At 57.6% G+C, this 24,189-nt stretch carries 24 protein-coding genes; 12 read left to right on the top strand and 12 right to left on the bottom strand.

The features are described from left to right. Positions 1 to 50: 50 nt before the first annotated feature. Positions 51 to 491 carry an RNA polymerase-binding protein DksA gene (dksA, locus tag JJO78_RS18920; protein WP_036203245.1) on the bottom strand — a complete coding sequence of 147 codons (441 nt, stop codon included), beginning with the start codon at positions 489 to 491 and terminating at the stop codon, positions 51 to 53. Between the two features lie 176 nt (positions 492 to 667). Between dksA and sfsA the strand changes: the two genes are divergently transcribed. Beyond that, on the top strand, positions 668 to 1,396 hold the full coding sequence (gene sfsA, locus JJO78_RS18915) for a DNA/RNA nuclease SfsA (RefSeq protein ID WP_273624427.1): 729 nt from the start codon (positions 668 to 670) through the stop codon (positions 1,394 to 1,396). A 5-nt stretch (positions 1,397 to 1,401) separates the two neighbouring features. Here sfsA and JJO78_RS18910 read toward each other — a convergent pair whose 3' ends face one another. Next, complete coding sequence (locus JJO78_RS18910; RefSeq protein ID WP_036203251.1) at positions 1,402 to 1,758, bottom strand: pentapeptide repeat-containing protein; 357 nt, start codon at positions 1,756 to 1,758, stop codon at positions 1,402 to 1,404. A gap of 67 nt (positions 1,759 to 1,825) precedes the next feature. Then, positions 1,826 to 3,454, bottom strand: coding sequence for a bifunctional aminoglycoside phosphotransferase/ATP-binding protein (locus JJO78_RS18905; RefSeq protein WP_273624426.1), 1,629 nt, complete (start codon positions 3,452 to 3,454; stop codon positions 1,826 to 1,828). Positions 3,455 to 3,534: 80 nt separating this feature from the next. Between JJO78_RS18905 and mrcB the strand changes: the two genes are divergently transcribed. Together mrcB and JJO78_RS18895 are read left to right on the top strand one after the other, a co-directional pair. Next, positions 3,535 to 5,859, top strand: coding sequence for a penicillin-binding protein 1B (gene mrcB / locus JJO78_RS18900; RefSeq protein ID WP_036205614.1), 2,325 nt, complete (start codon positions 3,535 to 3,537; stop codon positions 5,857 to 5,859). Then, positions 5,856 to 6,431: a tetratricopeptide repeat protein gene (locus JJO78_RS18895; protein WP_273624425.1), complete on the top strand. Its 576-nt coding sequence runs from the start codon at positions 5,856 to 5,858 to the stop codon at positions 6,429 to 6,431. The genes mrcB and JJO78_RS18895 overlap by 4 nt, the downstream gene beginning before the upstream one ends. A gap of 61 nt (positions 6,432 to 6,492) precedes the next feature. Here the strand turns inward: JJO78_RS18895 and JJO78_RS18890 are convergent, their stop codons facing one another. Further along, a complete protein-coding gene (locus JJO78_RS18890) occupies positions 6,493 to 7,398 on the bottom strand; it encodes a DUF4382 domain-containing protein (protein ID WP_273624423.1) in 906 nt (301 codons plus the stop codon). A 278-nt stretch (positions 7,399 to 7,676) separates the two neighbouring features. Here JJO78_RS18890 and JJO78_RS18885 point away from each other — a divergent pair, with 278 nt between their 5' ends. The 4 genes from JJO78_RS18885 (at position 7,677) to JJO78_RS18870 (ending at position 10,800) form a co-directional block, all read left to right on the top strand. Next, on the top strand, positions 7,677 to 8,213 hold the full coding sequence (locus JJO78_RS18885) for an RNA polymerase sigma factor (protein WP_228210406.1): 537 nt from the start codon (positions 7,677 to 7,679) through the stop codon (positions 8,211 to 8,213). A 10-nt stretch (positions 8,214 to 8,223) separates the two neighbouring features. Next, the gene (locus JJO78_RS18880) at positions 8,224 to 8,958 is read left to right on the top strand and encodes an anti-sigma factor family protein (RefSeq protein WP_075195726.1); all 735 of its coding nucleotides are present in this window, start codon (positions 8,224 to 8,226) and stop codon (positions 8,956 to 8,958) included. Further along, entirely contained in the window at positions 8,955 to 9,332 is a 378-nt protein-coding gene (locus JJO78_RS18875) for a hypothetical protein (protein WP_227517804.1), read from the top strand. Before JJO78_RS18880 ends, JJO78_RS18875 begins: the two co-directional genes overlap by 4 nt. Positions 9,333 to 9,486: 154 nt before the next feature. Beyond that, on the top strand, positions 9,487 to 10,800 hold the full coding sequence (locus JJO78_RS18870) for a tetratricopeptide repeat protein (RefSeq protein ID WP_083637214.1): 1,314 nt from the start codon (positions 9,487 to 9,489) through the stop codon (positions 10,798 to 10,800). Positions 10,801 to 10,845: 45 nt separating this feature from the next. Here the strand turns inward: JJO78_RS18870 and JJO78_RS18865 are convergent, their stop codons facing one another. The 6 genes from JJO78_RS18865 to JJO78_RS18840 form a co-directional block, all read right to left on the bottom strand. Next, entirely contained in the window at positions 10,846 to 11,766 is a 921-nt protein-coding gene (locus JJO78_RS18865; protein ID WP_075195702.1) for a lipase family alpha/beta hydrolase, read from the bottom strand. Between the two features lie 331 nt (positions 11,767 to 12,097). Next, a complete protein-coding gene (hemL, locus tag JJO78_RS18860) occupies positions 12,098 to 13,378 on the bottom strand; it encodes a glutamate-1-semialdehyde 2,1-aminomutase (RefSeq protein WP_075195701.1) in 1,281 nt (426 codons plus the stop codon). Positions 13,379 to 13,381: 3 nt separating this feature from the next. Next, positions 13,382 to 14,095, bottom strand: coding sequence for a thiamine phosphate synthase (gene thiE / locus JJO78_RS18855; protein ID WP_273624421.1), 714 nt, complete (start codon positions 14,093 to 14,095; stop codon positions 13,382 to 13,384). Then, positions 14,083 to 14,844 (bottom strand): bifunctional hydroxymethylpyrimidine kinase/phosphomethylpyrimidine kinase, encoded by a 762-nt coding sequence (thiD, locus tag JJO78_RS18850; protein ID WP_164732137.1) that lies wholly within the window; start codon positions 14,842 to 14,844, stop codon positions 14,083 to 14,085. The genes thiE and thiD overlap by 13 nt, the downstream gene beginning before the upstream one ends. A gap of 38 nt (positions 14,845 to 14,882) precedes the next feature. After that, positions 14,883 to 15,305, bottom strand: a complete 423-nt coding sequence (gene hemJ / locus JJO78_RS18845; protein ID WP_036203287.1) for a protoporphyrinogen oxidase HemJ — start codon at positions 15,303 to 15,305, stop codon at positions 14,883 to 14,885. A 3-nt stretch (positions 15,306 to 15,308) separates the two neighbouring features. After that, positions 15,309 to 17,087 (bottom strand): chloride channel protein, encoded by a 1,779-nt coding sequence (locus JJO78_RS18840; RefSeq protein WP_273624420.1) that lies wholly within the window; start codon positions 17,085 to 17,087, stop codon positions 15,309 to 15,311. Positions 17,088 to 17,220: 133 nt separating this feature from the next. Between JJO78_RS18840 and argC the strand changes: the two genes are divergently transcribed. From argC to erpA, 4 genes are all read left to right on the top strand, one after another. Then, positions 17,221 to 18,258, top strand: a complete 1,038-nt coding sequence (gene argC, locus JJO78_RS18835; protein ID WP_041332668.1) for an N-acetyl-gamma-glutamyl-phosphate reductase — start codon at positions 17,221 to 17,223, stop codon at positions 18,256 to 18,258. 9 nt (positions 18,259 to 18,267) lie between these two features. Then, entirely contained in the window at positions 18,268 to 19,008 is a 741-nt protein-coding gene (locus JJO78_RS18830; RefSeq protein ID WP_036203295.1) for a DUF6776 family protein, read from the top strand. Position 19,009: 1 nt separating this feature from the next. Continuing rightward, entirely contained in the window at positions 19,010 to 19,486 is a 477-nt protein-coding gene (locus tag JJO78_RS18825; protein WP_036203298.1) for a bactofilin family protein, read from the top strand. A 61-nt stretch (positions 19,487 to 19,547) separates the two neighbouring features. Then, positions 19,548 to 19,901 carry an iron-sulfur cluster insertion protein ErpA gene (gene erpA / locus JJO78_RS18820; protein ID WP_036203301.1) on the top strand — a complete coding sequence of 118 codons (354 nt, stop codon included), beginning with the start codon at positions 19,548 to 19,550 and terminating at the stop codon, positions 19,899 to 19,901. 9 nt (positions 19,902 to 19,910) lie between these two features. On the opposite strand, the gene JJO78_RS18815 is transcribed toward erpA, so the two are convergent. Further along, positions 19,911 to 21,008 (bottom strand): anhydro-N-acetylmuramic acid kinase, encoded by a 1,098-nt coding sequence (locus JJO78_RS18815; protein WP_151982848.1) that lies wholly within the window; start codon positions 21,006 to 21,008, stop codon positions 19,911 to 19,913. Between the two features lie 5 nt (positions 21,009 to 21,013). Beyond that, complete coding sequence (locus tag JJO78_RS18810) at positions 21,014 to 22,435, bottom strand: peptidoglycan DD-metalloendopeptidase family protein (RefSeq protein ID WP_151982846.1); 1,422 nt, start codon at positions 22,433 to 22,435, stop codon at positions 21,014 to 21,016. Positions 22,436 to 22,741: 306 nt separating this feature from the next. On the opposite strand from JJO78_RS18810, the gene tyrS reads away from it, so the two are divergent. Then, positions 22,742 to 23,944, top strand: coding sequence for a tyrosine--tRNA ligase (tyrS, locus tag JJO78_RS18805; protein ID WP_085681652.1), 1,203 nt, complete (start codon positions 22,742 to 22,744; stop codon positions 23,942 to 23,944). Positions 23,945 to 24,189: the final 245 nt, after the last annotated feature.

Genomic DNA, 24,189 nt, shown 5'->3' with positions numbered 1-24,189 from the left:
GGTGAACACCGGCCCCGGGTTCAGGGGCCAGCATATTCAGAGGCGTGGGGTCAGATGCCAGTCTGGCGCTCGCGAATTTCAGCGAGAGTCTTGCAGTCAATGCACAATGTCGCGGTTGGCCGTGCCTCAAGGCGACGGATACCGATCTCAACGCCACACTGGTCGCAGAAGCCGTAGTCGTCCTTGTCGATGCGGTCGATGGTCTGGTCAATTTTCTTGATCAGCTTGCGCTCGCGGTCGCGGGTGCGCAGTTCCAGGCTGAATTCCTCTTCCTGGGTTGCACGGTCACTGGGATCCGCGTAATTTGCCGCATCTTCCTGCATGTGGTGCATCGTGCGGTCCACTTCTTCCATCAGCTCCTGCTTCCATTGCAGCAGCAGATCCTTGAAGTGCTCCAGCATTTCCGCACTCATGTACTCTTCACCCTTCTTCATTTCATAGGGGGTGAAGTTGGTGAAACGTTCGCGTGGTTGTTCTGCAGTCTTTGCCATTGAACCCGGCCTCATGTTTGTACTTCGCAAGAACGCTTTATTTCCGGCGGCCAGCGAATACTGGCCGGCCATTACCCTGGAAAAAGCATTCGTCCTGAAACGGGAATTTGCGGAAAATAGCAGATTAGTCACAGGGGTGCCAGCCTTGTGATGCCTACTTTTGCACGGAGACCAAAATGAAGTTGCCCGTACCATTGATCGAAGGCCGGCTAATGCGGCGCTACAAGCGGTTCCTGGCTGATGTCCGGTTGCCGGATGGCAGCGAGGTCATTGCCCATTGCCCCAACACGGGCTCCATGCTGGGGTGTCAGCCCGAGGATGCCAGAGTATGGCTGAGTACCAGTGACAATCCCAAACGCAAGTTGAAGTATACCTGGGAGCTGGTTGAAACCGCGCCGGGTGAGGTGGCCTGTATCAACACGGCGCGACCGAATGCGCAGGCCCGTGAAGCCATTGAAAGTGGGGATGTTCCGGAGCTGGCCGCGTACCAGACCTGCAGGGCAGAGGTGCGTTACGGCACTGAAAAAAGCCGGATTGATCTACATCTGTCAGGTCACGAGCATCATCCGGATGCCTGGGTGGAGGTGAAAAATGTGACCCTGTGCGAGGACGGGCAGGGCTTTTTCCCCGATGCCGTAACCACTCGTGGCCAGAAGCACCTGCGGGAGTTGATGGCCCAGGCCAGGGCCGGCGAGCGTGCGGTGCTGTTTTTTGTGGTCAACCACACCGGTATCGACAGTGTGCGGCCGGCTGATCATATCGACAGCGCCTACGGTGTGCTGCTGCGTGAGGCAAAGGCCGCGGGCGTGGAGGTGCTGGCATACCGGGCGGGGCTTTCCGGCCCGCAAGGGCCGGATGGGGATATCTCGCTAGGGGAGGCCGTGCCGGTTATCTTGGGCGCCTGAGTCGGTTACTTCAGGATGTTGTAGCGCATTCGGGTGCCGTGATTGAGCGACAGGATGATTTCGTCCGAATGCAGCTGTGAAGGAAAGTAGCAGCCCGAAATCTTGGCACCAGCGATGCTCGCACCTTCCAGGTTGGTCTGGCTGAAATCGATACCGCGCAGGTCCGCGCCACGAAAATAGGCGTGGCTGAGGTCCAGCCCTCTTGCGTCCATCCCGCGAAGGTCCAGTCCCCGGAAATCACCGTGCGCCAGGCTCGGGAGTTCGGTCAGTCTGCTTTTTGCGGTATTGAAAGCGTCAATGTCTTCGCTACGAAGCTTTTCGTAAAGCGGGTCATTGATGTGGCGAACGGCATCGGTGTCCATTGTGGAGCTCCAGGAATCTATTCACAGTGGCCCGGCCAGGGGCCGGGCACTGTTCAGTGTAGACGTTTTACATCCCGGGAAGGCCAAAATGCTGGCGGATTCGGTCTGCGACCGCTTCCCCCACATGCTCCTGGTCGGTGTACAGATGAATGGTGTGGGTTTTTTCCTCGGTGGTAAGGGGCTCAAGCCACGCTTCCTGTTCTTCCAGGAATTCTTCAGTGGCTTCGGAGGCATCGCCTGAGCGGTTGCGAGCCCATTCCTTACGGCTTTCCAGGGGCGCTTCGCAGTGCAACAGAGCGAACGGCATGCCCCGGCTCTCTGCCACGTCCGCCATCATCTCCCGCTCGGACTGTTTCAGGCAGGCAGAGTCTACGATGACCGGCAGGCCGCTGGTCAGCAAGGCGCCGGCCAACTCGGCCAGGCGCTCATAGGTGCGCTGGTTGGCTTCTTCGGTGTACAGCTTTTCGCCGGTCGGGGATTTGCTCTGGTCCAGCGGGCCCAGGCCAAAGAGCCGCTTGCGCTCTACGTCCGAACGCAGCCGAATCAGCCCCAACTCCGCCGCCATGGAACCGCTGACACAGGATTTTCCACTGGCGGAGAGCCCGGTGGTGGCCAGTAGATAAGGGTTGGGTATGGCGCTGTAGTCTTCCGCCAGTTGGGCGTAATCGCGATAGCGCTGCATCAGCCCCTGTCGCTCAGCATCGGTCAGCGATGGGTTGCCCAGGGTAAACAGGGCGATTTTGGCGCGGACCATGGCCCGGTACGCCTTGTAGAGGGGCAGCAGCGGCAGGGCCTCGAAGTCGCCGCGGTATTCCAGGTAGGTATTCAATACCAGGTTCGCCAGCTCGGGCTCACGGCGGGACTCCAGGTCCATCAACAGGAACGCCAGGTCGTTGATCACGTCAATCCAGCGGAACGGCTCACTGAACTCGATGCAATCGAATACGGTCACGTCGCCGTCATAGATTGTGATATTTGCCAGATGCAGGTCGCCATGGCACTTCCGTACAAATCCGCCCTCGTAGCGCTCGGAAATCAGGGCCGATTGGCGCTCAAAGGTGCTGCGGGTCCATTGCTCCAGGTTGTCGAGCTGAAGCAGGAGCACGTCATCGTCAATCATCGGGCGGATCTGGTCGAAGTTTTCCTGCATTGCAGCGAAGACCGCTTCTGGCGTTCCCAGTGGTTTGCCGGGTTCAACCGGTGGTTGGCTGTCGTGGAAGTTCGCGGCCTGCCGGGCGAGGCTGGTGAGCAGTTCAGGCGTGAGTTTGCTGTTTTCCTGTCGCACGTCGAACAGCTCGTTCTGGTCGAACTGGCGCATGCGGATGGCGTACTCGAACGCGTCCCCCTCGCCACCGAGTGCCGGAGCCTCGGCCGAGCCGGTGATGGGCAACACGTCGAGGTATAGATTGTTGGCGAGACGCCGATTCAGGCGCAACTCCTCTTCGCAAAAGCGTTTGCGCCGTGCCAGGGTCGAAAAGTCGAGAAAGCCGAAGTTCATCGGCTTCTTGATTTTGTAGGCATAGTCGCCGGTCAGGATGACCCATGAGATGTGTGTTTCGATAACCTGAAAGTCTTTCACCGGGTGGTCATACAGCGCCGGATCCTGCAGTGCCAGAATCAGGTTGTCGGAAGGTGCATCGCTCACGGCTCTCTCCTTGGGTTCCTTGAACTCGTTGATTTTTATCGCCCCCATCATAACGAGCAAAACGGGCAGATTACAGAAATAACACACGGATGACCTGCCGTACCGATGCCCGGATTCGTTATAATCCCGCCATGAAAAAATCTGCTTCCCCCCGGAAATCGCCCAAGAAAAACACCCGCAAGGGAAAGTCTGCCCGCCGGCCCTGGTTCTGGCGCCTGTTTTTGCGCGTCTTTTTTATCGGTGTGGTGCTGCTCGCCGGTTGGATGGTTTACCTGGATGCGGTGGTCACCTCCCGCTTTGAAGGCCGTCGATTTGAAGTGCCTTCTCGAGTCTACGCGAGACCACTGGAGCTGTATGACGGCGCGAGCGTCAGTTCGGGGGCTCTGCAGCGGGAGCTTGAGCTGTCCGGCTACCGTGCCGGGGATGGCAGCCGGGCAGGTACCTATCGTCGCAATGGCGGCCACTTTATTATCAGCACTCGGGGCTTTCTGTTTACCGACGGGTTGGAACCTCGTAGACGCCTGTCGCTTAACATATACAGCGACCAGGTGCAGGATTTCCGGGTACTGTCGGGCGACCCTTCGCCGATTGTGCGCCTGGAACCGGCCCAGATCGGCGGTATCTATCCCGCCCACAAGGAAGACCGGGTGTTGGTGCAGCTGGCGGATGTACCCGAACTTTTCACCGATACGCTATTGGCCGTTGAGGACCGCAATTTCCATGACCATGTCGGGATCGCCCCGCTATCGATTGGCCGGGCAATGCTGGCTAATATCCGGGCCGGGCAGATCGTGCAGGGGGGCAGCACGCTGACCCAGCAGTTGGTGAAGAACTTCTTCCTGACCCGGGATCAAACCTTGTTGCGCAAGGGCAACGAAGCCCTGATGTCGCTGCTCCTGGAGCTCCATTACGAGAAGAACGACATACTGGAAACCTACGTCAACGAGGTGTACGTGGGGCAGGCCGGCACACGAGCCATTCACGGATTCGGGCTGGCAAGCCAGTTCTATTTCGGCGAGTCGATTCGTGATCTTCAAACCCATCAGATTGCCTTGTTGGTCGGCCTGGTGAAGGGGCCGAGCTACTATAATCCCCGACGCCATCCGGACCGTGCCCTGTCCCGTCGCAACTTGGTCATTGATGTGATGGCTGAAACCGATCTTATCAGCGAAGAGGATGCCGCCAGGGCCCGTGCCCAGCCGCTGGGTGTTACGAACCAGGCTTCATACTCTGAAAACCGGTACCCGGCCTACATCGATCTGGTTCGTCGTCACCTGGCCCGGGATTACAAGCAGGAAGACCTGCAGAGTGAGGGGCTTCGCATCTTCACCACCCTGAACCCCGCGATCCAGTATGCGGCGGAATTTGCCGTCAAGGATATGCTCGGGCGAATGGAGGGGAGCTCCGATACCACGCTGGAGTCCGCCATGGTGGTGACCTCGCGGGACAGTGGAGAGGTGTTGGCCCTGGTTGGTGGGCGTGACCCGAAATACGCCGGTTTCAATCGCGCCGTGGATGCGAGCCGTCCTATCGGTTCCTTGGTCAAGCCGTTCGTTTACCTGACGGCGTTGCAGAACCCGGATCGGTATACCCTGATCACACCTGTCGAGGACAAGGGCTTCTCCCTGGTGTTCGACGACGGACGCCGCTGGGAGCCTGAAAACTACGATAAGGAACAGCGCGGCGAGGTGCCCCTGCACAAGGCGCTCTCCCACTCGTATAACCTACCTACTGTGCGTGTAGGGCTGGATGTGGGTATCGGCGCTGTGAAGTCTACCTTGCAGGGATTTGGCGTTCCCGGGGGTATTTCGGAGTATCCATCAATGTTGTTGGGCTCAGTCTCCATGACGCCGGTAACGGTCGCCCAGATCTATCAGGGGCTGGCTACGTCCGGTTTCAATACGCCCCTGAGAACCATTCGGCAGGTCACCGATGCCGAAGGCGAGGCCCTGTCTCGCTATAGCCTGAAAGTGGACCAGGTAGCGGATCCCGCCGCGGTACATCTTGTCCAGTATGTTATGCAGGAAACCATGCAGGAAGGTACCGGGCGTTCCGCGTACCGGACCGTGCCACGAGAGCTCACGCTTGCAGGTAAGACCGGAACCACCGATGATGGCCGCGATTCCTGGTTCGCCGGTTTCAGCGGCGACCTGCTGGCGGTGACCTGGGTTGGCAGGGACGACAACGGCCCAACGTCTCTGACAGGCGCCACCGGCGCCTTACCGGTGTGGTCCCGGTTTATGAGCCAGGTACCGCAGCACGGCTTCTCGCCGGTGGTGCCGGATGGGGTAGAGTACCTCTGGGTCAATCCCGACGAAGTCGCCCTGACAGAAGAACATTGTGACAATGCACGCCTCGTACCGTTCATCACCGGCAGTGAGCCTGATGTGGAGGTTTCCTGCGGAGGTAATATCGAGCGGCGGATACGGGGCTGGTTTGAAGGACTTTTCCAATGAAATCGAACACGTTTACATGCGCTGGTTTATTGGCCCTGTCGCTGACGGTGGCCGGTTGCGCCTCTGGCCCGGGCGGTGGCTCCATTTATGTGCCAGCCGGTGATCGGTCATCCCCTGACGAGGCGCCCCAGCCGCCACAAACCGGTGAGCCTCGTGACGAACCGCGGGTTGAGCGTAAAAGCGAGCAGCCTGATCAACCGGTGCGGCAGCCAGAGCGCACGGCCCCCAGCTACCAGGATGAGGGTGACGCTCTGTCGCCGGCAGCACGAAGCCTTATCCAGCGGGCGGACAGCCTGATGGCGTCCGGCGAGACCCAGGCCGCCGTGGCGCAACTGGAGCGGGCACAGCGAATCGCCCCACGCTCGGCGCAGGTGTACTTCAAGCTCTCACAAGCCTACGTGGCACTGGATCAACTGGGTTCGGCGGAGCAGTTCACGTTGAAAGGGTTGTCTTTGGCCGGCAGCAATTCGTCATTGCAGCGCTCGGGATGGCTGCTGCTGGCGGATATCCGGCGTGCCAGGGGGAATGTGGCTGGGGCGGATCAGGCTGAGGAGCGTGCGTCCGCTCTATAAGCTTGATCCGCCGTCTGCATTAAGCTGGGCCTCTGATGAGCCCAGCCTGTTGTTCCGTTTTTTACGGTGATTGGATTTCGAAGTCCGCCGTTACAGTTTCGCCGGCTATTACTGTTACGTTTTGGGCACCGACGAACGTGATGTCATCGTCTGAGGGCTGTTCCTGATCATCTTCGATCAGATCGTCGCCACAGGTGTAGCTGACGGTATAGTTCCCTGCCGGAATAAAGGCTGCGATGTAGGAGTAGTCTCCTCCGTTCTCTTCAACCGGCACAGCAACCAGCGGCTCGTTGGCGCTGCCAATGTCGTCTGGCTGCGCATTCTCACCGTCATGAACGTATACGTTGCCGGCAAAATCGGGAGTGAGGGCATCGCCGCATTCCTGTGTAATTAGCTCGCCCGCCACGGTTCCTTCAACGATGCCAGTTTCCGAATTGTCGACCAGCCTGAGCACAGGTTTGAGTTTGTACCCATCCTGTCCGACGGGGTCTACGAGCGATTTGCGAACGTCAAAGTCAATGGTGAAGCTTACTTGCCCGCCAGCGGGAACGACAAAGCCAGACGTTTGGACGCCCCTGGCTGACGGCGTGGTAAGTAGGTGGGTCCCTGAGTCGTTTACGACGGTGTTGTCGTCGCCGAGTTCGATTCTCATCCAGTTGTAGTTGCCAGCCGGAACTTCCTCATCAGTGACGAGGCTTTCAAATGAACCTCCCTGCAGGTCGAGAAGATTGATCGGTGCGGGGAATTCCAGCTCAAACCTGCGACGTTCGCCGTCTGAAGGTTGAAGTACCAGCGCGGTAACCTCAATGTTTACTTCCTGGGCGCTGTCTACAGGTGCATCAGTCAGTCCGACGCTTACGCTGCCTGTTTCCCCTCCGCTAAGACTGCTGCTGTCGCTGTCACCGCCACAGGCAGTCAGCGCTCCGGTAAAGCCAAGTATTGTCAGGTATTTCAGAGACTGATTCATTGCAAACCTCCTTAGGGAAAGACACTGGCCGGTTGAAGAAATGTTGGGTGGCCACAAGGGCATAACGCTGAAATGTCGTCAGCCGTTCCATTGTGTCTGCTAACCCTTGCCTATGGGACGGCTGATGCGACTTTGATCGGTGGTTTGGTCATGGGCCAATACTTACGTGCGGATTGTGTTGTAAACTGCGTCCTCTTTTTGCGCGATTAATCAGACGAGTACCGGTTTTGGCTTTACTTTCCTTTAACCCTTCCCGGGCCAAGCGATTTGAGAAACTGGTGCAGCCGCATTTGGAGGCTATGTACCGGTTTGCGTATCGTTTGGCTGGGCAGCAACAGGATGCAGAGGATTTGGTTCAGGATGTGGTCTTGAAACTATATCCCCGTCTCTCGGAGCTGGAATCAGTGGAGCAACTGAGGCCATGGTTGAATCGCGTGTTGTACCGGCACTTTATTGATCAGGTCCGTCGCAAAGGACGTCGCGCCGACAGGCCTGTTAGCGACGTAGCAGAGCCGGAACAGCAATCCTCCTTTTTAGACTCCTACGCCGCGGATGTCCCCGATCTCAGTGAGCAGATCAGTTCTGAGCGCTTGAAGCCCGTTATGGATGAGATTATTCAGACTCTGTCGCCGGATCGGCGCACGTTGATGCTGCTGCACGATGTGGATGGCTGGAGCCAGGAAGATATTGCTCAGGTGCTTGAAATACCGGTTGGCACGGTGAAGTCGAGAGTCCATCGTTGTCGGGCCGCCCTGCGGGAAAAGTTACTTGAGCGTCCGGAACTTTTTCCGCAGGCCGAGCGTGTGAAAGAATGAGGTGATGGCAATGATGTGTGACGAGTGCAAAAACAATCTGGGTTCCTGGGCCAAGGCCGAGCTGTCGGCTGCTCAGGCTAACCGCCTTGAGCAGCATCTTGCCGAGTGTGAGAGCTGTTCCGTTGCCGCACACAACGAATTGGCAATCGTCACCGCGATGCGTGAAAGTCAGGAGATACCGCCCTCGTCGCCGGGTTTTGAGAAACAGGTTCTGGATGTTGCCATCGGAAGGGAGCGCCGGTCCCGCAAAAGCCTTACGGACTACGGTTGGAGTGCCCCGTGGGTGGGAGGTGCCATTGCGGCGGCCCTGGTCCTGGGGATTGCACTTGGTTTTGGCTGGCGTTCAGGCCAGGAACCGGCGGATGAATTGGCGCAGATTAAAACGGATTCAGTAACCGATCATCGAGTAACCGTTGTTGATGAAAGCGCGGATGAACGCTCGGCACTGAAGCCGGTTGCCCGGAATGTTCGGCTTGCGTTTCGCTCCAGGGAAGCGCTGCAGGGTGTTACTTTGACAGTGGAATTGCCGCCTCATGTAGAGGTTTCTGATTATCCCGGGCACCAAAGGTTGAGCTGGAGAGTTGATCTGGATAAAGGCGAAAATGTGGTAAACCTGCCATTAAACATTCTGTTCTCTGGTGAGGGTGAGCTGGTCGCTCATCTTGACGATGGCCAAAGAACCAAAACGTTCCGGGCCAGTCTCAACGGCCCATCAATAAATGGACGTCCGGAGCCCTCGTCATGATGTCGGGAATCTGGCAGAGAGCTGTCTGTTTCGTCGGTCTCAGCCTGTTTTTGGTGGGACCGTCAACGGTTTTTGCCAGTGATGATCTTGATGTGACCATGAGAATGGTTACAGACGACGAAGACCTTACGGAATCTGTCGTGCGTGAGATTAACCTGCGTGAACCGGTATCACTTGGTCGACCGTCGAAAGATCGTGGCATCGATAAGTCGGTTCATTCCGCGGATAAGGCCCGGGACGCACGCGAGAGAGGGCGGGATGCCGCCAACGCAGCGTCTGAGCGGGCTCGGGAAGTCCGTAATGACAATGGGCGAAAGGGGCGGCCTGAGTTGCCTGATCTGCCAGATGTCTCCAATCGTCCCGACCGGCCCTAGCTTCCCTTGCTAACTACTTACTAACTATACGGCATCGTAATTTTCCTTCTGCGACGAAGCACTTCGTCAGTTGCTATACTCCGGTTTTTGTCGTGCCCTCACTCAACGCGTCTGTTTTGAGGGGCGCCACCACAGCGTATTTCCGGAGTAAAGCTTGGGGTTCCCACGATCAGCCATTCTGTTTATTGCCCTGATGACCTCGACTCCTGCGGCGATGGCCATGGAGGTCACCAATAGGCCGGATTTCGATGCCGGTGTGGAGGCCTTTCGGCAAGGAAACCTGGAAGAGGCCCGGATTTTTTTCGAGCGAGCTCGGGCGGCTGGCACCAACTCTCCATCCCTACTCTACAATCTCGGCGTTGTTTACTTCCGTCTCGGCGATCTCGAGTCGGCCGAAACCGTATTCCTGACATTGCTGGAAACGCCTCATGCGCCTCTGGCTTACTACAACCTCGGTCTGGTAAAGCAGAGGATGGGTAAGGTGGGCGACGCCCGCCAGTGGTTCGAACGTGCTGCCAGCGAGGATTCACCTGAAGAAGTCCAAACGTTGGCTCGTCACCAGCTGGCTGATGTCACCGCGGAATCTCCATTGGGTCAGCGCCATGGTAGTGGCTATCTCGCCGTCGCTGGCGGATACGACGACAATATTGCTGGAACTCCGGATGATGTTTCCAGTGATAAGGAAGGCGGGTTTGCGGATGCGCTGGCGGCGGGAACTGTTCAACTCGGAATGAAGGAACTCAGCTTGCACGGGGTTGCTTTCACTCGTCAGTACCCTGGGAACTCTGCCTTTAATAACACTTATCTCAGCACTGGTGCGTCGTTGCCGAAAGAGCTGGGAGACGGAGAGCTTACATCAACCCTGAGCCTGTCGGCATCCTGGTTTGGCGGTGATCCCCTTGAGCGCGAGGCCCGGGTCGAGATGCTCTATCATCCCGATCGGTGCGTTTTGGCTCCTGTGGTCTCTGGTGTTGAATGCAGCGTAAGTGGTTCGGTTTCAACGATTGACGGTGGCAGCGATTACAGCGCCTACGATGGAGAAATGCTGCGATTCCGCGCCAGCGCCGATAAAGCGTTGGGAAGTTGGGTTCTGAGCGGTCATTATCAGCTGGAAGATAACCATCGAAGGGATCTCTCGACACAGCAGGAGTTCTTCAGTGTATCTCCCATACGAAATCTTGTGTCGGCGGAAGTCCGTCACTATGTGTCGGGCCGATTTTCGTTGGGCGGCAAGGCCGATGTTCGTTACTCCCGCTACAAGGATGACCAACGATTCGTGTCGAACGGGGCTCTGGTCTCTGAGCGGCGCACGGATAACCGGTTGCGCGGTTCGCTGCTGGCGGAATACCGACTGGCCGGGGAATGGATGATGCTGGCGGAATGGAGCATGCTGGACAACCGCAGTACCATTGAACGTTATGACTACAGCCGTCGGGAAGTGATGCTCGGGTTTGAGACCGTGTTCTGAAATCATGGCGGGATATCCGTATCCAGCCATGGCGAACGGGGCTATTTAAAGCCCGGCATTTCTCAGGCGGTTGGCCTGCTGCCGGAAGACGGTTTTTGGATCAGTCTCGAACAGACTATGCAGTCCAAGAGCCTGATTCACCTCATCCAGGTGGTTCATGAAATAGTTATCACGAATCACTTTGCCAAAATGGCTGCTGCAGCGGCCTACCAATCCATCGTTGGGGCTGAACGTAAACGCCAGGCTGGTGGTGCCCAAAAGTACGTCGGATGGGTCCAGCACGTTGGTCAGTACGCCAGTGCCACCCCATGAATAAAAGCGCACGCCGTTGCTGGAATAGGCACCTTCACCACAGGCACTGGCCGGAACGCCGGCGGGGGCGAAGTTGTTGAACTCGGCGCTGCCTTCGGTGGTGAGTGAGTAGAGGCTGGACTGGAGGTCCTGATTGTAGCCGCCACCGGAGAGCAGGTCGATCAGGCTGCCCAGTGCGTTACCCAGTGATGCCGCAAGACCGTCCGCCGGAGATCCGTGGATCAGGTCTGCAACCGGTGAGCCTTTGTGGGGGGAGCCCACGGAGGTTACCGAGGCCACCAGATCCGGCCTTACCCGTGCGACGTATCGAGCGGTGGGCCCGCCATGGCTGTGGCCAATCAGGTTTACCTTGCCATGAACCGCTGCGATTGAGGCGATCTGTGGTAGCAGTGCCTCACCCCTGGCGATGGTGCTGTCCAGAGCGGGTACCTGGGTGGTGTAGACATCGGCACCGTACTTGCGCAGGTCTTCGGCAATGCCATACCAGTAGTCTACCCCCGCAATTGAATCGAATCCGAACATACCGTGAACCAACACCACCGGATAGCGGGTGTCGGTGTAGTTGGATGGCGTGGAATTCCACCACCAGGCCATTGATGGCGCCGACCATGCCAGTGCCACCAGCATGGCGAATACCTTGATCCATTGTTTCATTGTTGCACCTACAGTTTGCTGTTGTATTTATTGTCAAACTGCGGCTCGACCTAACAGGTTGTGCCGACTACTGCATTTTGGGGCAGTCCAAGGCAGTACTGCGTGGCGTCCATGCGCTGACTTCTGTCTTGTGATTGTTAGATGGTCGCAGTCAGTGCATCTCTTGTCCGAGATCTGACCATAATTTGATCATAGGGTGAGTGAAGTCAACGGCAGGAGGGGCCGGGGCGGTTTGGGCGGTCAGAAGTGTGATGCGGGTCACCCCTGGGGCCCCGAAAGACATGTCCCTGTTGCTGACAGGCTTTCGGGGTCAGGGATCAATCGGTCGCGTTCAGAGCGTTTTCATGACACGGCGTGCCGCTTCCGTTGTCTGTCGGATGTCGTCATCGGTCAGGGCTGCGCTGGTAAAGCCGGCCTCAAAGGCTGAAGGCGCCAGGTAAACACCTTCCTTGAGCATCCCCTGGAAGAATTTTTTGAACCGCTCTACGTCGCAGGCCATGACCTGGTCGAAGCGTGTGATCCTGGGGGCGTCGGTAAAGAAGAAGCCGAACATGGCGCCAGCACTTTGCACTGCCAATGGGACTCCGGTGCTGTCCGCAGCCTCCTTTAACCCATCGCGCACGGCATTGGTCTTTTCCGTCAACCGGTCATGGAAGCCCGGCTCTGAAATGGCGTTCAATGTAGCCAGCCCGGCACACATGGCCAGCGGGTTGCCACTCAGAGTTCCGGCCTGGTAGACCGGCCCCAGTGGCGAAATGTGTTCCATGATCTCCCGCTTGCCGCCAAACGCGCCAACAGGCAGGCCGCCGCCAATCACTTTGCCCAGGGCGGTCAGGTCCGGTGTGACACTGTAGAGTTCCTGAGCGCCACCGAGGGAGACACGGAAGCCGGTCATGACCTCATCGAAAATCAATACCGTGCCGTGCTCGTCGCATACCTCCCGCAACGCTTCAAGGAAACCGGGGACAGGCGGTATGCAGTTCATGTTGCCCGCCACTGGCTCAACGATGATGGCTGCGATTTCATCGCCCATTTTTGCGAAGGTTTCCCGAACACTTTCAATATCGTTGAACGCCAGGGTCAACGTATGTTCCGCGAGGCTGGCGGGAATGCCCGGTGAGTTGGGGACACCCAGGGTCAGCGCGCCGGAGCCGGCTTTCACCAGCAGTGAATCCACGTGGCCGTGATAGCAGCCTTCGAACTTCACGATCTTGTCTCGGCCGGTATAGCCGCGGGCGAGTCGAACCGTGCTCATGGTGGCCTCGGTGCCGGAATTAACCATGCGCACCAGGTCAATGGAAGGGACCAGTTCGCAGACCTTCTTGGCCATTTCGGTTTCGATCGCTGTCGGTGCTCCGTAACCGATGCCCTGATCGACCTGGGCATGGAGCGCATCCTTGATGATCTGGTTGCCGTGGCCAAGGATCATGGGCCCCCAGGAACCGATGTAATCGATGTAGCGGCGATCGTCTTCGTCGTACAGGTAGGCGCCGTCGGCGTGCTTGAAAAACAGCGGGGTACCGCCGACTCCCCGGAAGGCCCGGACTGGAGAGTTGACGCCTCCAGGGATGTATTTCTGAGCCTGTTCGAATAGGGTTTCGGACTGGGTCATGGTTCAGGACTCCTGAGATACGGACGATGAAAAAAGTGGGTGATGTTGCGCAAACAGCTGGCTAAATCGGCGTGCGCGCTCTTCAATGGTGGCAACGTCACCATCGAACAGGCCGCCGACCACGGCCAGCAGGTCGGCGCCGGCGCGGATCAGGCCTTCGCCGTTATCTATAGTAATGCCCCCAATGGCGGTTACGGGTTTGCCAAACTGCCGTGACTTGGTCAGAACTGAAGGCTCGGCAACGGGTGCGTCAGGCTTGGTGGTTGAGTTAAAGAAGCGGCCGAAGGCCAGGTAGTCGGCGCCGTCCGCATCCGCCCGGGACGCCAGTGCCAGGTCGGCATGGCAGGTTGCACCGACGATGGCATGGTCACCAAGCTGCCGTCTGGCCAGGGCCAGGGAGTCATCGGACTGACCCAAGTGCACACCGGCGGCTCCGCAGCGACGGGCCAGTTCGGGATCATCGTTGATGATCAGCGGCACGCGGGCATTGTGGCAAAGGGCCGCCAGGTCCTGCGCCTGTTTCAGCCGTTCTGGCTCCGGCGCCTTTTTTTCACGGTACTGTACCAACACGGCCCCGCCTCGAAGGGCCGCCTCAACCGCGACCAGCAGTCGGTCTTCCGGTAACAGTTGGCTGTCGGTAATGGCGTAGAGGCCTGGCTTCAGGCCCTTGGCGATGGCCTGGGCACTGAAGGTGCCGGAAGGCGTTAGCTCTGCCATGGAATGCCCCGGTCGGGTACCGGTTGCCCTTTGCCGACTCGCAGTGCGTGCCGGATCGCACGGAGGACATAGTCCTGCGCCTGGTCAATCGCTGCCCCGGCTGAGAGGCCTGATGCCCTGCCAGCGGCGATCGAGGCCGCCAGGGTGCACCCGGTGCCGTGATACTCACCACCAACCCGCTCAACGTAAAAATGGGACGGTTCTTCAGCCTGGTGGTAGAGAGTGTTGATGATGTCCTCGCCTTCGCCATGCCCCCCCGTGGCCAGTACGGACTGGCAACCAGCGTTTAGCAGCTTGCGGGCCGCTTGCGCCGGATCTTCGTTCTCGCCCAGCAGGGCCAATTCAATGCTGTTGGGCGTAATCATCTCTGCGTGTCGGAACAGGCGTTCCTTCATGCGTGCAATCAGCGCTTCGTCGGCGAGGTCGCCGCCACCGGCGGCCTTGATCACCGGATCGGTAATCAGAGGGATGTCCGGGTGGTTGGCGAGAAAATCCACCAGTACATCCACCACATCGGCGTTGCCGAGGGCTCCGGTTTTGATGGCATGAATGGGGGTGTCCCCGGCCAGGCATTCCAGTTGTTGGCGGACGATGTCCGGATCCGTTGCGGTGGCGTTGTAGACGTTCCGGGTGTCTTGCACGGTCAGGCAGGACAACACAGGCAGCGGGTGACAGCCCAGGGCGGTCACTGCCTGGATATCAGCCTGGATGCCGGCGCCGCCGGAGGGATCCAGGCCAGAAATAATCAGAACGTGAGGACGGCTGTTAAGGTTGATAGTCGGGCTCCTCAGAAGGGTTTGACGACAGCGAGAATGACGATGGCGACCAGTGCCAGAACGGGCATCTCGTTAAACCAGCGGTAGAACACGTGGCTACGAGTGTTCTGGTCATCGCGGAACACCTTCACCAGATGTCCGCAGTAGAAGTGGTAGCCGATCAGCAGGACCACCAACAACAGTTTGGCGTGAATCCAGCCCTGGCTCATATAACCTTCGACATTGTAACCGATGAGCCAGAGACCAAAAACAACCGTTGCTACCATAGACGGTGTGGTGATTCCCCGATAGAGCTTGCGCTCCATGATCTTGAAGCGCTGGCGGCCAGGTTCGTCCTCACAGGCGGCGTGATAGACGAACAGTCTTGGCAGGTAGAAAAGGCCGGCGAACCAGCACACCATGGACACAATATGCAGGGCTTTGACCCACAACATTCATCAACTCCGTCGGTATTGGTAGTAGCTCTCGATATCCGATTTCAGCACAACGCCATAGACGCGCTGGATCATCGGGGCAACATGACGCTGCACGTAGAGGGCTTCTACGTTGGTCTGGTCAAATTCGTTCAGTGCTTCTTCCAGGGTCGCCTGGTACTGCACCGGTGCGATGTCCCGGCGATTGGCGGGAATGTCCATCAGGTCAATCTGCTCTGGTGTTGTGTCTTCTTCGCTGTCTGTTGCCGGCGCTTTGGTGTCTTCCATGTAGCGAGCAAGATCCACCGCCGGCAGCAGGCCAGTGGGGCCGCTACTGCCTTCCACCACCAGCCATTTTGGTTCGGATTTGAGGATTTTTCTGGCTTCTTCACGCGACAGGAAGCGTTCGGTGCGCAGGATGTTCCTGTCCATGATGGCGCCAACGGACACGCGCCGTAAAGCCTGGATAACCGGCGAGTTCTGGTAACTCAGGCCCTGGCTCTTGAGTATGGTCAGGAACAAAGATTTCTTGCCAAAGGCTTCGCTGGTTACCAGGCTCGAGGTCGTAATGATCAGCATGCCTGGCAGAATAATGTGGGGATTCCTGGTAAGTTCCATCAGCGCCATGAGCGCTGCCAGTGGCGCCTGCAGCACGGCCCCCATCATGGCGCCCATGCCCAGCATGGCGTAAAAGCCCACGGACGATGCCATATCCGGCAGTATCTGGGCGCCAATCAATCCCATGGCTCCTCCCAGTGTGGCTCCCATGAACAGGGTGGGGCCAATCACGCCGCTGGGCATGCCAAGGCCGAGGGTGACCGAAGTGATCAACAACTTGGCGATGCCGGCGCCCAGCAATAGCCAGAAGGGCAGTTGGTTGTCGATCGTGAACTGCACCGTGTCGTACCCGATCCCCATCACTTCCGGTACAACGATGGCAAAGGGCACCATGAGAAGTCCGGCGATGGTGAGTCGCAGTAATACCGGACGATGGTGGTGGCGTCCGGTGGTGTCGATCAGTTGTATAAAGGCCGCCGCCGCGACCCCGATAATGATTGCGATGGCGATGATCCATGGGATTTCCAGCAGGGAGTTCATGGTCAGCGGCGGCACACTGAACGCTGGCTCCGAGCCGTACGCGGCCTGAGTGACCACCGCCGCGGTCACGGATGCCAGGATGATGGGGGTGAAACCGGCGATGGTGTATTCCATCATCACCACTTCCATGGCAAAAATAACGCCGGAAATCGGGGTGTTGAACGACGCGGAAATAGCGGCCGCGCAGCCGCAGGCAACCAATGTCCGGATGCTGTTGTTGGGTAGCCGCATCCATTGCCCCATCAAGCTGGAGATGGCCGCCCCAAGATGTACGGCGGGGCCTTCCCGGCCGGCGGATTGGCCGGTAACAACGGTGCTGACACCGGTGGCGAACTGGACGAGGGCGCTGCGAACGGAAATATAGCCCTGATGGTAGTTCAGGCGTTCCATGACGTGCACGATGCCAACCTTGCGGTCGTGGGTTGCCAGGTTGTGCATCAGCAGGCCCAGCGCAATGGCGCCGGCCAACGGCAGGATGGCACGGGTAAGAATGTCCAGCTCTTCAAACGACTCGGAGCCGTCGCCAGGCAGGAAGTACTCGAGTGGCCATTCGATGGCCAGGCGAAAAACCAGAATCACGCCACCGGTAAACAGGCCGGATAGCAATCCGAGAACCGCCAGTTGTGGCAATGCGTCGACACCGGACAGCCGGCGCCGGAAAACCGGGATCAAGTTTCCAGTGATCTTGTTTCTCAGTTTACGCATGAACGCCGGTTTTCCAGGGACGAGTGGTTTCTTGACGATATTGTAACCAGCGCCGCTCGGGCTGCAATAAGTCATTGGTTTATCATGTTAGACTATGGGTGTGTTATGAACCCGATTTCAGCTGGAGAAACAGGTGATAAAAGTAGGCATTGTAGGTGGAACCGGTTATACCGGTGTTGAGCTTCTGAGGATTCTTGCGGTTCATCCGGACGTGACGGTGAGTTGCATCACCTCGCGTTCCGAGGCCGGCATGCCGGTCGCAGATATGTATCCGAACCTTCGCGGCCACTACGACCTTGCCTTTTCCGAGCCGGACGTAAAAACGCTGGCAGCCTGTGATCTGGTCTTTTTCGCCACGCCCCACGGTGTGGCCATGCGGATGATGCCGGAACTGATGGCTGCCGGAACCCGTGTTGTGGATCTATCAGCGGACTTCCGCCTCCGGGATCTGGATGTCTGGGCCGAGTGGTACGGCATGCCTCATGAAAGTCCCGAATGGGCGGAGAAAGCGGTTTATGGCCTGCCGGAAGTGGTGCGGAACAAGATCCGTACAGCACAACTGGTGGCTAACCCGGGCTGTTATCCCACAGCTGTCCAGTTGGGCTTTCTGCCATTGCTGGAGAGCGGGCTGGTCGATCCGTCACGACTGATCGCGGACGCCAAGTCGGGCGCCAGCGGTGCCGGACGTCAGGGCAAGATCGGTATGCTGCACGGTGAGGTGGGCGAGAGCTTCAAGGCCTATGGCGCATCCGGCCATCGCCATCTCCCGGAAATTCGTCAGGGCCTGTCCCAGGCGGCGGGTGGTGATGTCGGTGTTACCTTCGTGCCACACCTGATTCCGATGGTCCGGGGGATCGAGGCAACGCTATACGCAGAGCTTCGGAACCCTGCTGATTTTGACCGTCTCCAGTCGCTGTTCGAAGACCGCTTCCGGGATGAGCCTTTTGTGGACGTGATGCCATTTGGCAGTCATCCGGAAACCCGCAGTGTCCGTGGTGCCAACAACTGCCGTATGGCTCTTCACCGGCAGGAGCAGAGCAATATTGTGATCGTTTCATCGGTCATTGATAACCTGGTAAAAGGTGCGGCAGGGCAGGCGGTCCAGAACATGAACATCATGTTTGACCTCAAGGAAACCCTCGGGCTGGAAGCGCCCGCGCTGCTACCATAGGTCTGATCGGTGAGCGAACACAGAAAACCCGCTGAAGAATACGTTGTCATCCGGCATCGCCCGGGGTACCGGCTGCGCCGAAGCTTGATATTGCTGACGTTTTCCATCCTCGCTGCGGTGCTGGGGTATGTGACCGGTATGGCGCAGGGTGGATTCCGTTTTTCAACTGCCGAAGAGTCCCGCGACCTGCTGGAAGAGCAGGTTGAAGACCTTCGAGAGCAAAACCGCGAGGCCAGCCAGCAACTGGTCAACCTGGAGCGGGGGCGAACCATAGATGCACAAGCCCTGAATCAGGCGAGAAGGAGCATTGTTGATCTGGAAACCCGGATCGCGTCACTGAAAGCGGATCTGACTTTCTATAAAAACATCATGGCACCTTCGGAAACCAGCAAAGGGCTGCAGGTGGATCGGTTCACGATGCAGCAGGGGCGCCAGGACGACACCTATGGTTTTAAGCTGGTGCTCACCCAGATCGGTGACAACAAGAGTTATATATCGGGCGTGGTCGCGGTGAACGTCATTGGTATGCGAAATGAAGAGAAAGAAGTGATCGCGCTGAGGGACCTGTCGGACGATATCGACGATCTGGGCGTCAAGTTCCGCTTCCGGTATTTTCAGGATATAGAGGGGCTTTTACGAGTGCCGGACGGTTTCGAGCCGGTTGAGCTGCAGGTGGTCGCCCGTGCAGAAGGCAGTAAATCGTCCCAGGCCGAACGAACTTTTGATTGGGATGAATTGACGGAGAACTAAAATGCTTGGCAAAAAGAAACAGAAACCTAGGCGCCCCGCTGGGCACTTCGATACCCTGGTTTCGTCCCGCACGACGGTTAAGGGGGATGTGCATTTCTCCGGCGGACTGCATGTGGATGGCACTATCCGCGGCCGGGTCGTTGCCGAAGAAGGCGGCGACGCGGTGTTAAGGGTGTCTGAGGTGGGTTCCGTGGAGGGTGACATTGTCGCCCCTCATGTGATCGTAAACGGCACGGTTCACGGCGATGTGTACGCGTCAACGCACCTTGAACTGGCCGAAAAAGCCTCCATCCATGGCAATGTCTATTACAATCTGATCGAGATGGCTATGGGCGCGTCCGTTAACGGGAGCCTGGTTCACCAGAACGAGCCCGCGGGTTTGTTGAGCAGGGACAAGCAATCTGATGCTGCCGGCAGAGTCATTCCTGAAGAGAAGCAGGCGGAGGAAGAGTCGGTAGAGGTACCTGGCAAGGAATAGTTGATTGTTTTAGTCAGGAATATGATAATCAGGTCAGGTTTTTCTGTAACCGGAGGCGGACTTGAGTGTAGTTCAGCAACAGGCAATCACACCGCTGTTTTTCAGTGACAGCGCGGTATCCAAAGTACGGGAGCTGGTGGATGAGGAGGGCAACTCCGACCTCAAGCTTCGCGTGTTTGTGACCGGTGGCGGCTGTTCCGGTTTCCAGTATGGTTTCTCATTCGATGAAGCGCAGGATGAGGAAGACACGGTCATCGAAAGGGATGGCGTGATGTTGCTTGTGGATCCTATGAGTTACCAGTATCTGGTCGGGGCAACCGTGGATTACCAGGAAGGGTTGCAGGGGTCGCAATTTGTCGTTCAGAACCCCAATGCCAGCTCCACCTGTGGCTGTGGTAGCTCCTTCTCGATCTGACGTGCGTGTTCAGGCGTAGTACACCGCCCCAAGTATTCTTTTCCCCTCTGCGCCTGTAACTTCCGGAACATTGCCGGGCTTGCCGGCGAGTGTCTGGCTTGCGAGCCAGGCAAAGGCCGCCGGTTCTACCCATTGCGGGTCCAGGCCCAGGTCATCTGTTGACGCGAGGCGGGCCGGGCTACAGGTTCGCTGCAGAGCCCGCATCAGAATCCTGTTTTTAGCACCGCCCCCACACGCAAATATTGTCATTCCCGGCGATTGCGGCAACTGCTGCGCGACGGATACTGCAGTTAATTCGAGCAGGGTGCGTTGTACGTCGGCGCCGGAAAGGTCCGGGTGACGACGTAATTGAGTCCTGATCCACTCAATATTGAACTTTTCGGTACCCGTACTCTTGGGTGGCTGTCGCGAAAAGTAGGCATCCGAAAGCAGGTCGCTTAGCAGTGCCTGATTGATCTCCCCTTCCTTGGCCCATGCGCCATCCTCGTCAAACGCCCGGCCAGTCTGATCCATGCACCAGGCATCCATCAGCGCGTTCGCAGGGCCTGTATCAAAACCGGTGATCGGCTCATTGGCGCCCGCTGGAAGGTGGGTGATATTGGCGATGCCGCCAAGATTAAGGATGCACCGGCTCTCGCCTTCAGCGCTAAAGAAGGCTTTGTGGAATGCCGGCACCAGTGGCGCTCCTTGACCGCCTGCTGCCAGGTCGCGCCGCCTGAAGTCTGCCACGGTCGTGATGCCGGTTCGTTCAGTGATAACAGTGGGATCGCCAATCTGCAGGGAAAAAGGTGCTGAACTATCAGGGTGGTGACGTAGGGTCTGGCCGTGACTGCCGATGGCGTTGATGGATGAGGCCGGGAAACCGGACTTCCCGATCACAGTTTCCGCCGCGAGGGCGAACAGTGAGCCGACGGCGTGATCAAGCTCGCCGACATCATCCGGCGTTCCCCGGTTCTGGCCGAGATTGACCAGCCGTCTGCGTATGTCGTCCGGGTAGGCGGTGGTGTGGGTGGCATGCACCTGGATTGTTTGACCGTTGAACGACACCAGTATGGCGTCAATGCCGTCCATGCTGGTGCCTGACATCAATCCAATCCAGGCTTTCATTCAGTTCACTCGTCAGCGGCCAGGGCTAGATGCTGGTAGTTTTGGCGGAACAGTTCGAACTTGGCAACTTGCTGTTCCGCAAATCCCTTGAAGCGAGCCATTTCTGACTTGGGTACCGGTTTTGCATCAGGGAGCTTGACCGTTCGCGAGTTTCTCGGAGAGCCGTTGACCCGGAATTCATAATGCAGGTGGGGCCCGGTCACCATGCCGGAAGAGCCAACATGGCCAACGGTGTCGCCCTGCTTGACCTTGGTGCCGGTCTTGATGCCTTTGCCGAGACGGCTCATGTGGGCATAGAGAGTGGTAATGTTGTCGCCGTGCTTGAGAATGACCGTGCGGCCATAGCCGCCTTTCCATCCGGCAAACTGTACCCTGCCATGTCCAGCCGCCTTAATGGGAGTGCCTGGAGGCGCGGCGTAGTCAGTGCCCTCATGCGGGCGAACGACGTCCAGCACCGGGTGACGACGCTGAAGGTTGAAGGAAGAAGAGACGCGGGCGTTGATGGGTGTGCGCAGGAACGCCTTGCGCATGCTGCTGCCGTCCGGGCTGTAATAGTCAGTATCACCGTTGCTGTCAGTGTACTGCAGGGCAATAACCTCTTTGCCCCGATTGATAAAGCGAGCAGACAGAATGTTGCCAGTGTCGAATTTCTCGCCGTCCAGATACAGTTCCTCATACACCACTTCGAACCGGTCACCCTTGCGAACGTCGTATACGAAGTCGATGTTCCACCCGAAGATGCCCGCCATTTCCATGGCCAGTCTGTCGCTCATGCCGGCTTCGCGCGCCGCCACATAGAGGGAGCCGTCAATAACGCCTGACGCAAATGCCGGTTTAACGTCAGGCTCGCGGACCACGGTTTCGCCGGTAAAACCTTCTTCGGTTTTTTCAACGTGAAGGGTTTCCAGCAGGTTGCGCTGGAGGTCTATGGCAGCGAGTTCGCCGGCGTCATTGGTTGCAAACGCGATGGTTTCGCCAGCATAGAGCCGCTGAAGCTTATCGGCTTCGCCAGAGCCGTGGATCACAGACAGCATGATGCCGTCGTTGAAGCCGGCCTTGCCGAACAGGGATGAAAGTGTGTCGCCGGACTTGATCTTGTATTCCTGCCATTGCAGCTCTGGCCCGCTGACCTCAGCCATGGCCGCAGCGGTGTCCAGTGCTTCGGGTAGCTGAGGCTCGTCGCTGATGGATGCCAGTTCAGGTGCTACTGTTGCGTCTTCTTCTGGCATCTTGTCGGCAGCGGGCTGTTCGTTCATGCGGGGAGTCGGCTTGCCTGACGACTTGACGGTGCCTTCGTCGAGATCCAGCGAGTAAGCCATTCTATTGGCTTCTACATCGGCGCTGGGGCTCATCAGAATAGCGGCTGCAACGACAACACTGGTCGCAGCGGCAATGGTGATATGGGTTTTCGGAAACATTTTCAGCACGTGTCGCATCCGTTTTAATCGGTATTCCGGTAGGTTGTACTACCTAATTAAAGCTGTTGTTCAAGTATAGTCCAACAGATTACCGTATAAAATGCGCTCAGGACAGCATCAAACATTACCGTTACTGGCATACTGGCCGGATTTCTGAGGCCGGGATTGTTATAATACCCGGCCTTAAATACGCGGCTTTGTTCAAAAACTGAGCAGGTACACTTTAACAGGGGTGCTGGTAACGCACAGATTTCTTTTGTAGATCTCTGTAACTGTCGTCCGGCCCTAATGATCAGAATTGAGGGTGTGTGGTACATGGCATCTATTGATGAGGCGCTGGCCGTTATCAAACGCGGCATGGATGAGTTGATCCCCGAGGAAGGGTTGATTGAGAAGCTCCGGGAGGGGCGCCCTCTCAGGATAAAGGCCGGATTCGATCCTACGGCCCCAGATCTTCACTTGGGCCATACGGTTCTGATCAACAAGCTGCGACAGTTCCAGGACCTGGGGCATGAAGTGATCTTCCTTATAGGGGATTTCACCGGAATGATCGGTGATCCCACCGGCAAGAGTGCAACTCGCCCGCCTCTGACGGAAGCGCAGGTTGCTGCCAACGCCATTACCTATAAAGAGCAGGTGTTCAAGATCCTGGATAAGGAAAAGACACGTGTGGTGTTTAACTCCGACTGGATGAGCAAGCTTTCTGCGGCTGACATGATTCGTCTGGCGGGGCAGTATACGGTTGCCCGTATGCTCGAGCGCGATGATTTCACCAAGCGCTACCGTGCCGAGCAGCCCATCGCCATTCATGAGTTCCTGTATCCACTGGTTCAGGGGTATGACTCGGTCGCCCTTGAGGCTGATGTGGAGCTGGGCGGGACAGATCAGAAGTTCAACCTCTTGATGGGGCGGATTCTCCAGAAGCACTATGGTCAGAAGCCGCAGGCTGTATTGACCATGCCGTTGCTGGAAGGGCTGGATGGTGTCCAGAAGATGTCAAAGTCGTTGGGCAACTATGTCGGCGTTAATGATTCGCCCGGTGAAATGTACACCAAGCTGTTGTCCATGCCGGATGACCTCCTGTGGCGTTATTTTGAATTGCTGAGCTTCCGGCCGTTGGCGGAAGTGGATGAGTTTCGTGCTGCAGTGTCCGGAGGTGCAAATCCGCAGGACTACAAAAAGCTGCTGGCAGAAGAAATTATCACTCGCTTCCATGACGCTGAAGCGGCGGCGACAGCACACAAGTCCGCGGGTAACCGGGTGGGCCTGGGTGAAATACCCGAGAACGTGCCGACTATCGAGGTTTCCCTCTCCGGGCAGGAGCAGTTGCCCGTTGCTACAGTGCTTCGCCTCGCAGGGTTGGTGAAGAATGGGGCCGCTGCCAGAGACGTACTTGGGCGTGGCGCTGTCTTTATTGATGGTGAAAAGCACGAGGGTGATCGCTTCTTTAATCTGGGCGACGACTGCGTTGTGCAGGCGGGTAAGAAGAAAATTGCTCGCGTAGTGATCACGGATTGATCGAAAAGTAAGGTTTTTGAGAAAATATTGAAAACCGCGTTGACAGTCGGAGTGAGCTCTGTAGAATACGCATCTCTTTCGAGGGGCACGCCACTGAGGCGGACCAGAAATTGAAAGACAACCGTTTGAATTAATTGAAGATTTCGAGTTTCAAAATTCTTCAGAAAGCGGTTGACAAGGCAGCGATTCGATGTAGAATACGCCACCTTGATCGGGCAAGCCCCGAACGCTCTTTAAAAAGTTAA

Origin of the sequence: Marinobacter sp. DS40M6 (genome assembly GCF_028581595.1) — a bacterium.
In the GTDB taxonomy this organism is placed as follows: Bacteria; Pseudomonadota; Gammaproteobacteria; order Pseudomonadales; family Oleiphilaceae; genus Marinobacter; species Marinobacter salarius.
Note: the sequence above shows the minus strand (reverse complement) of the source record. Positions and strands in the feature narration are given on the sequence as shown.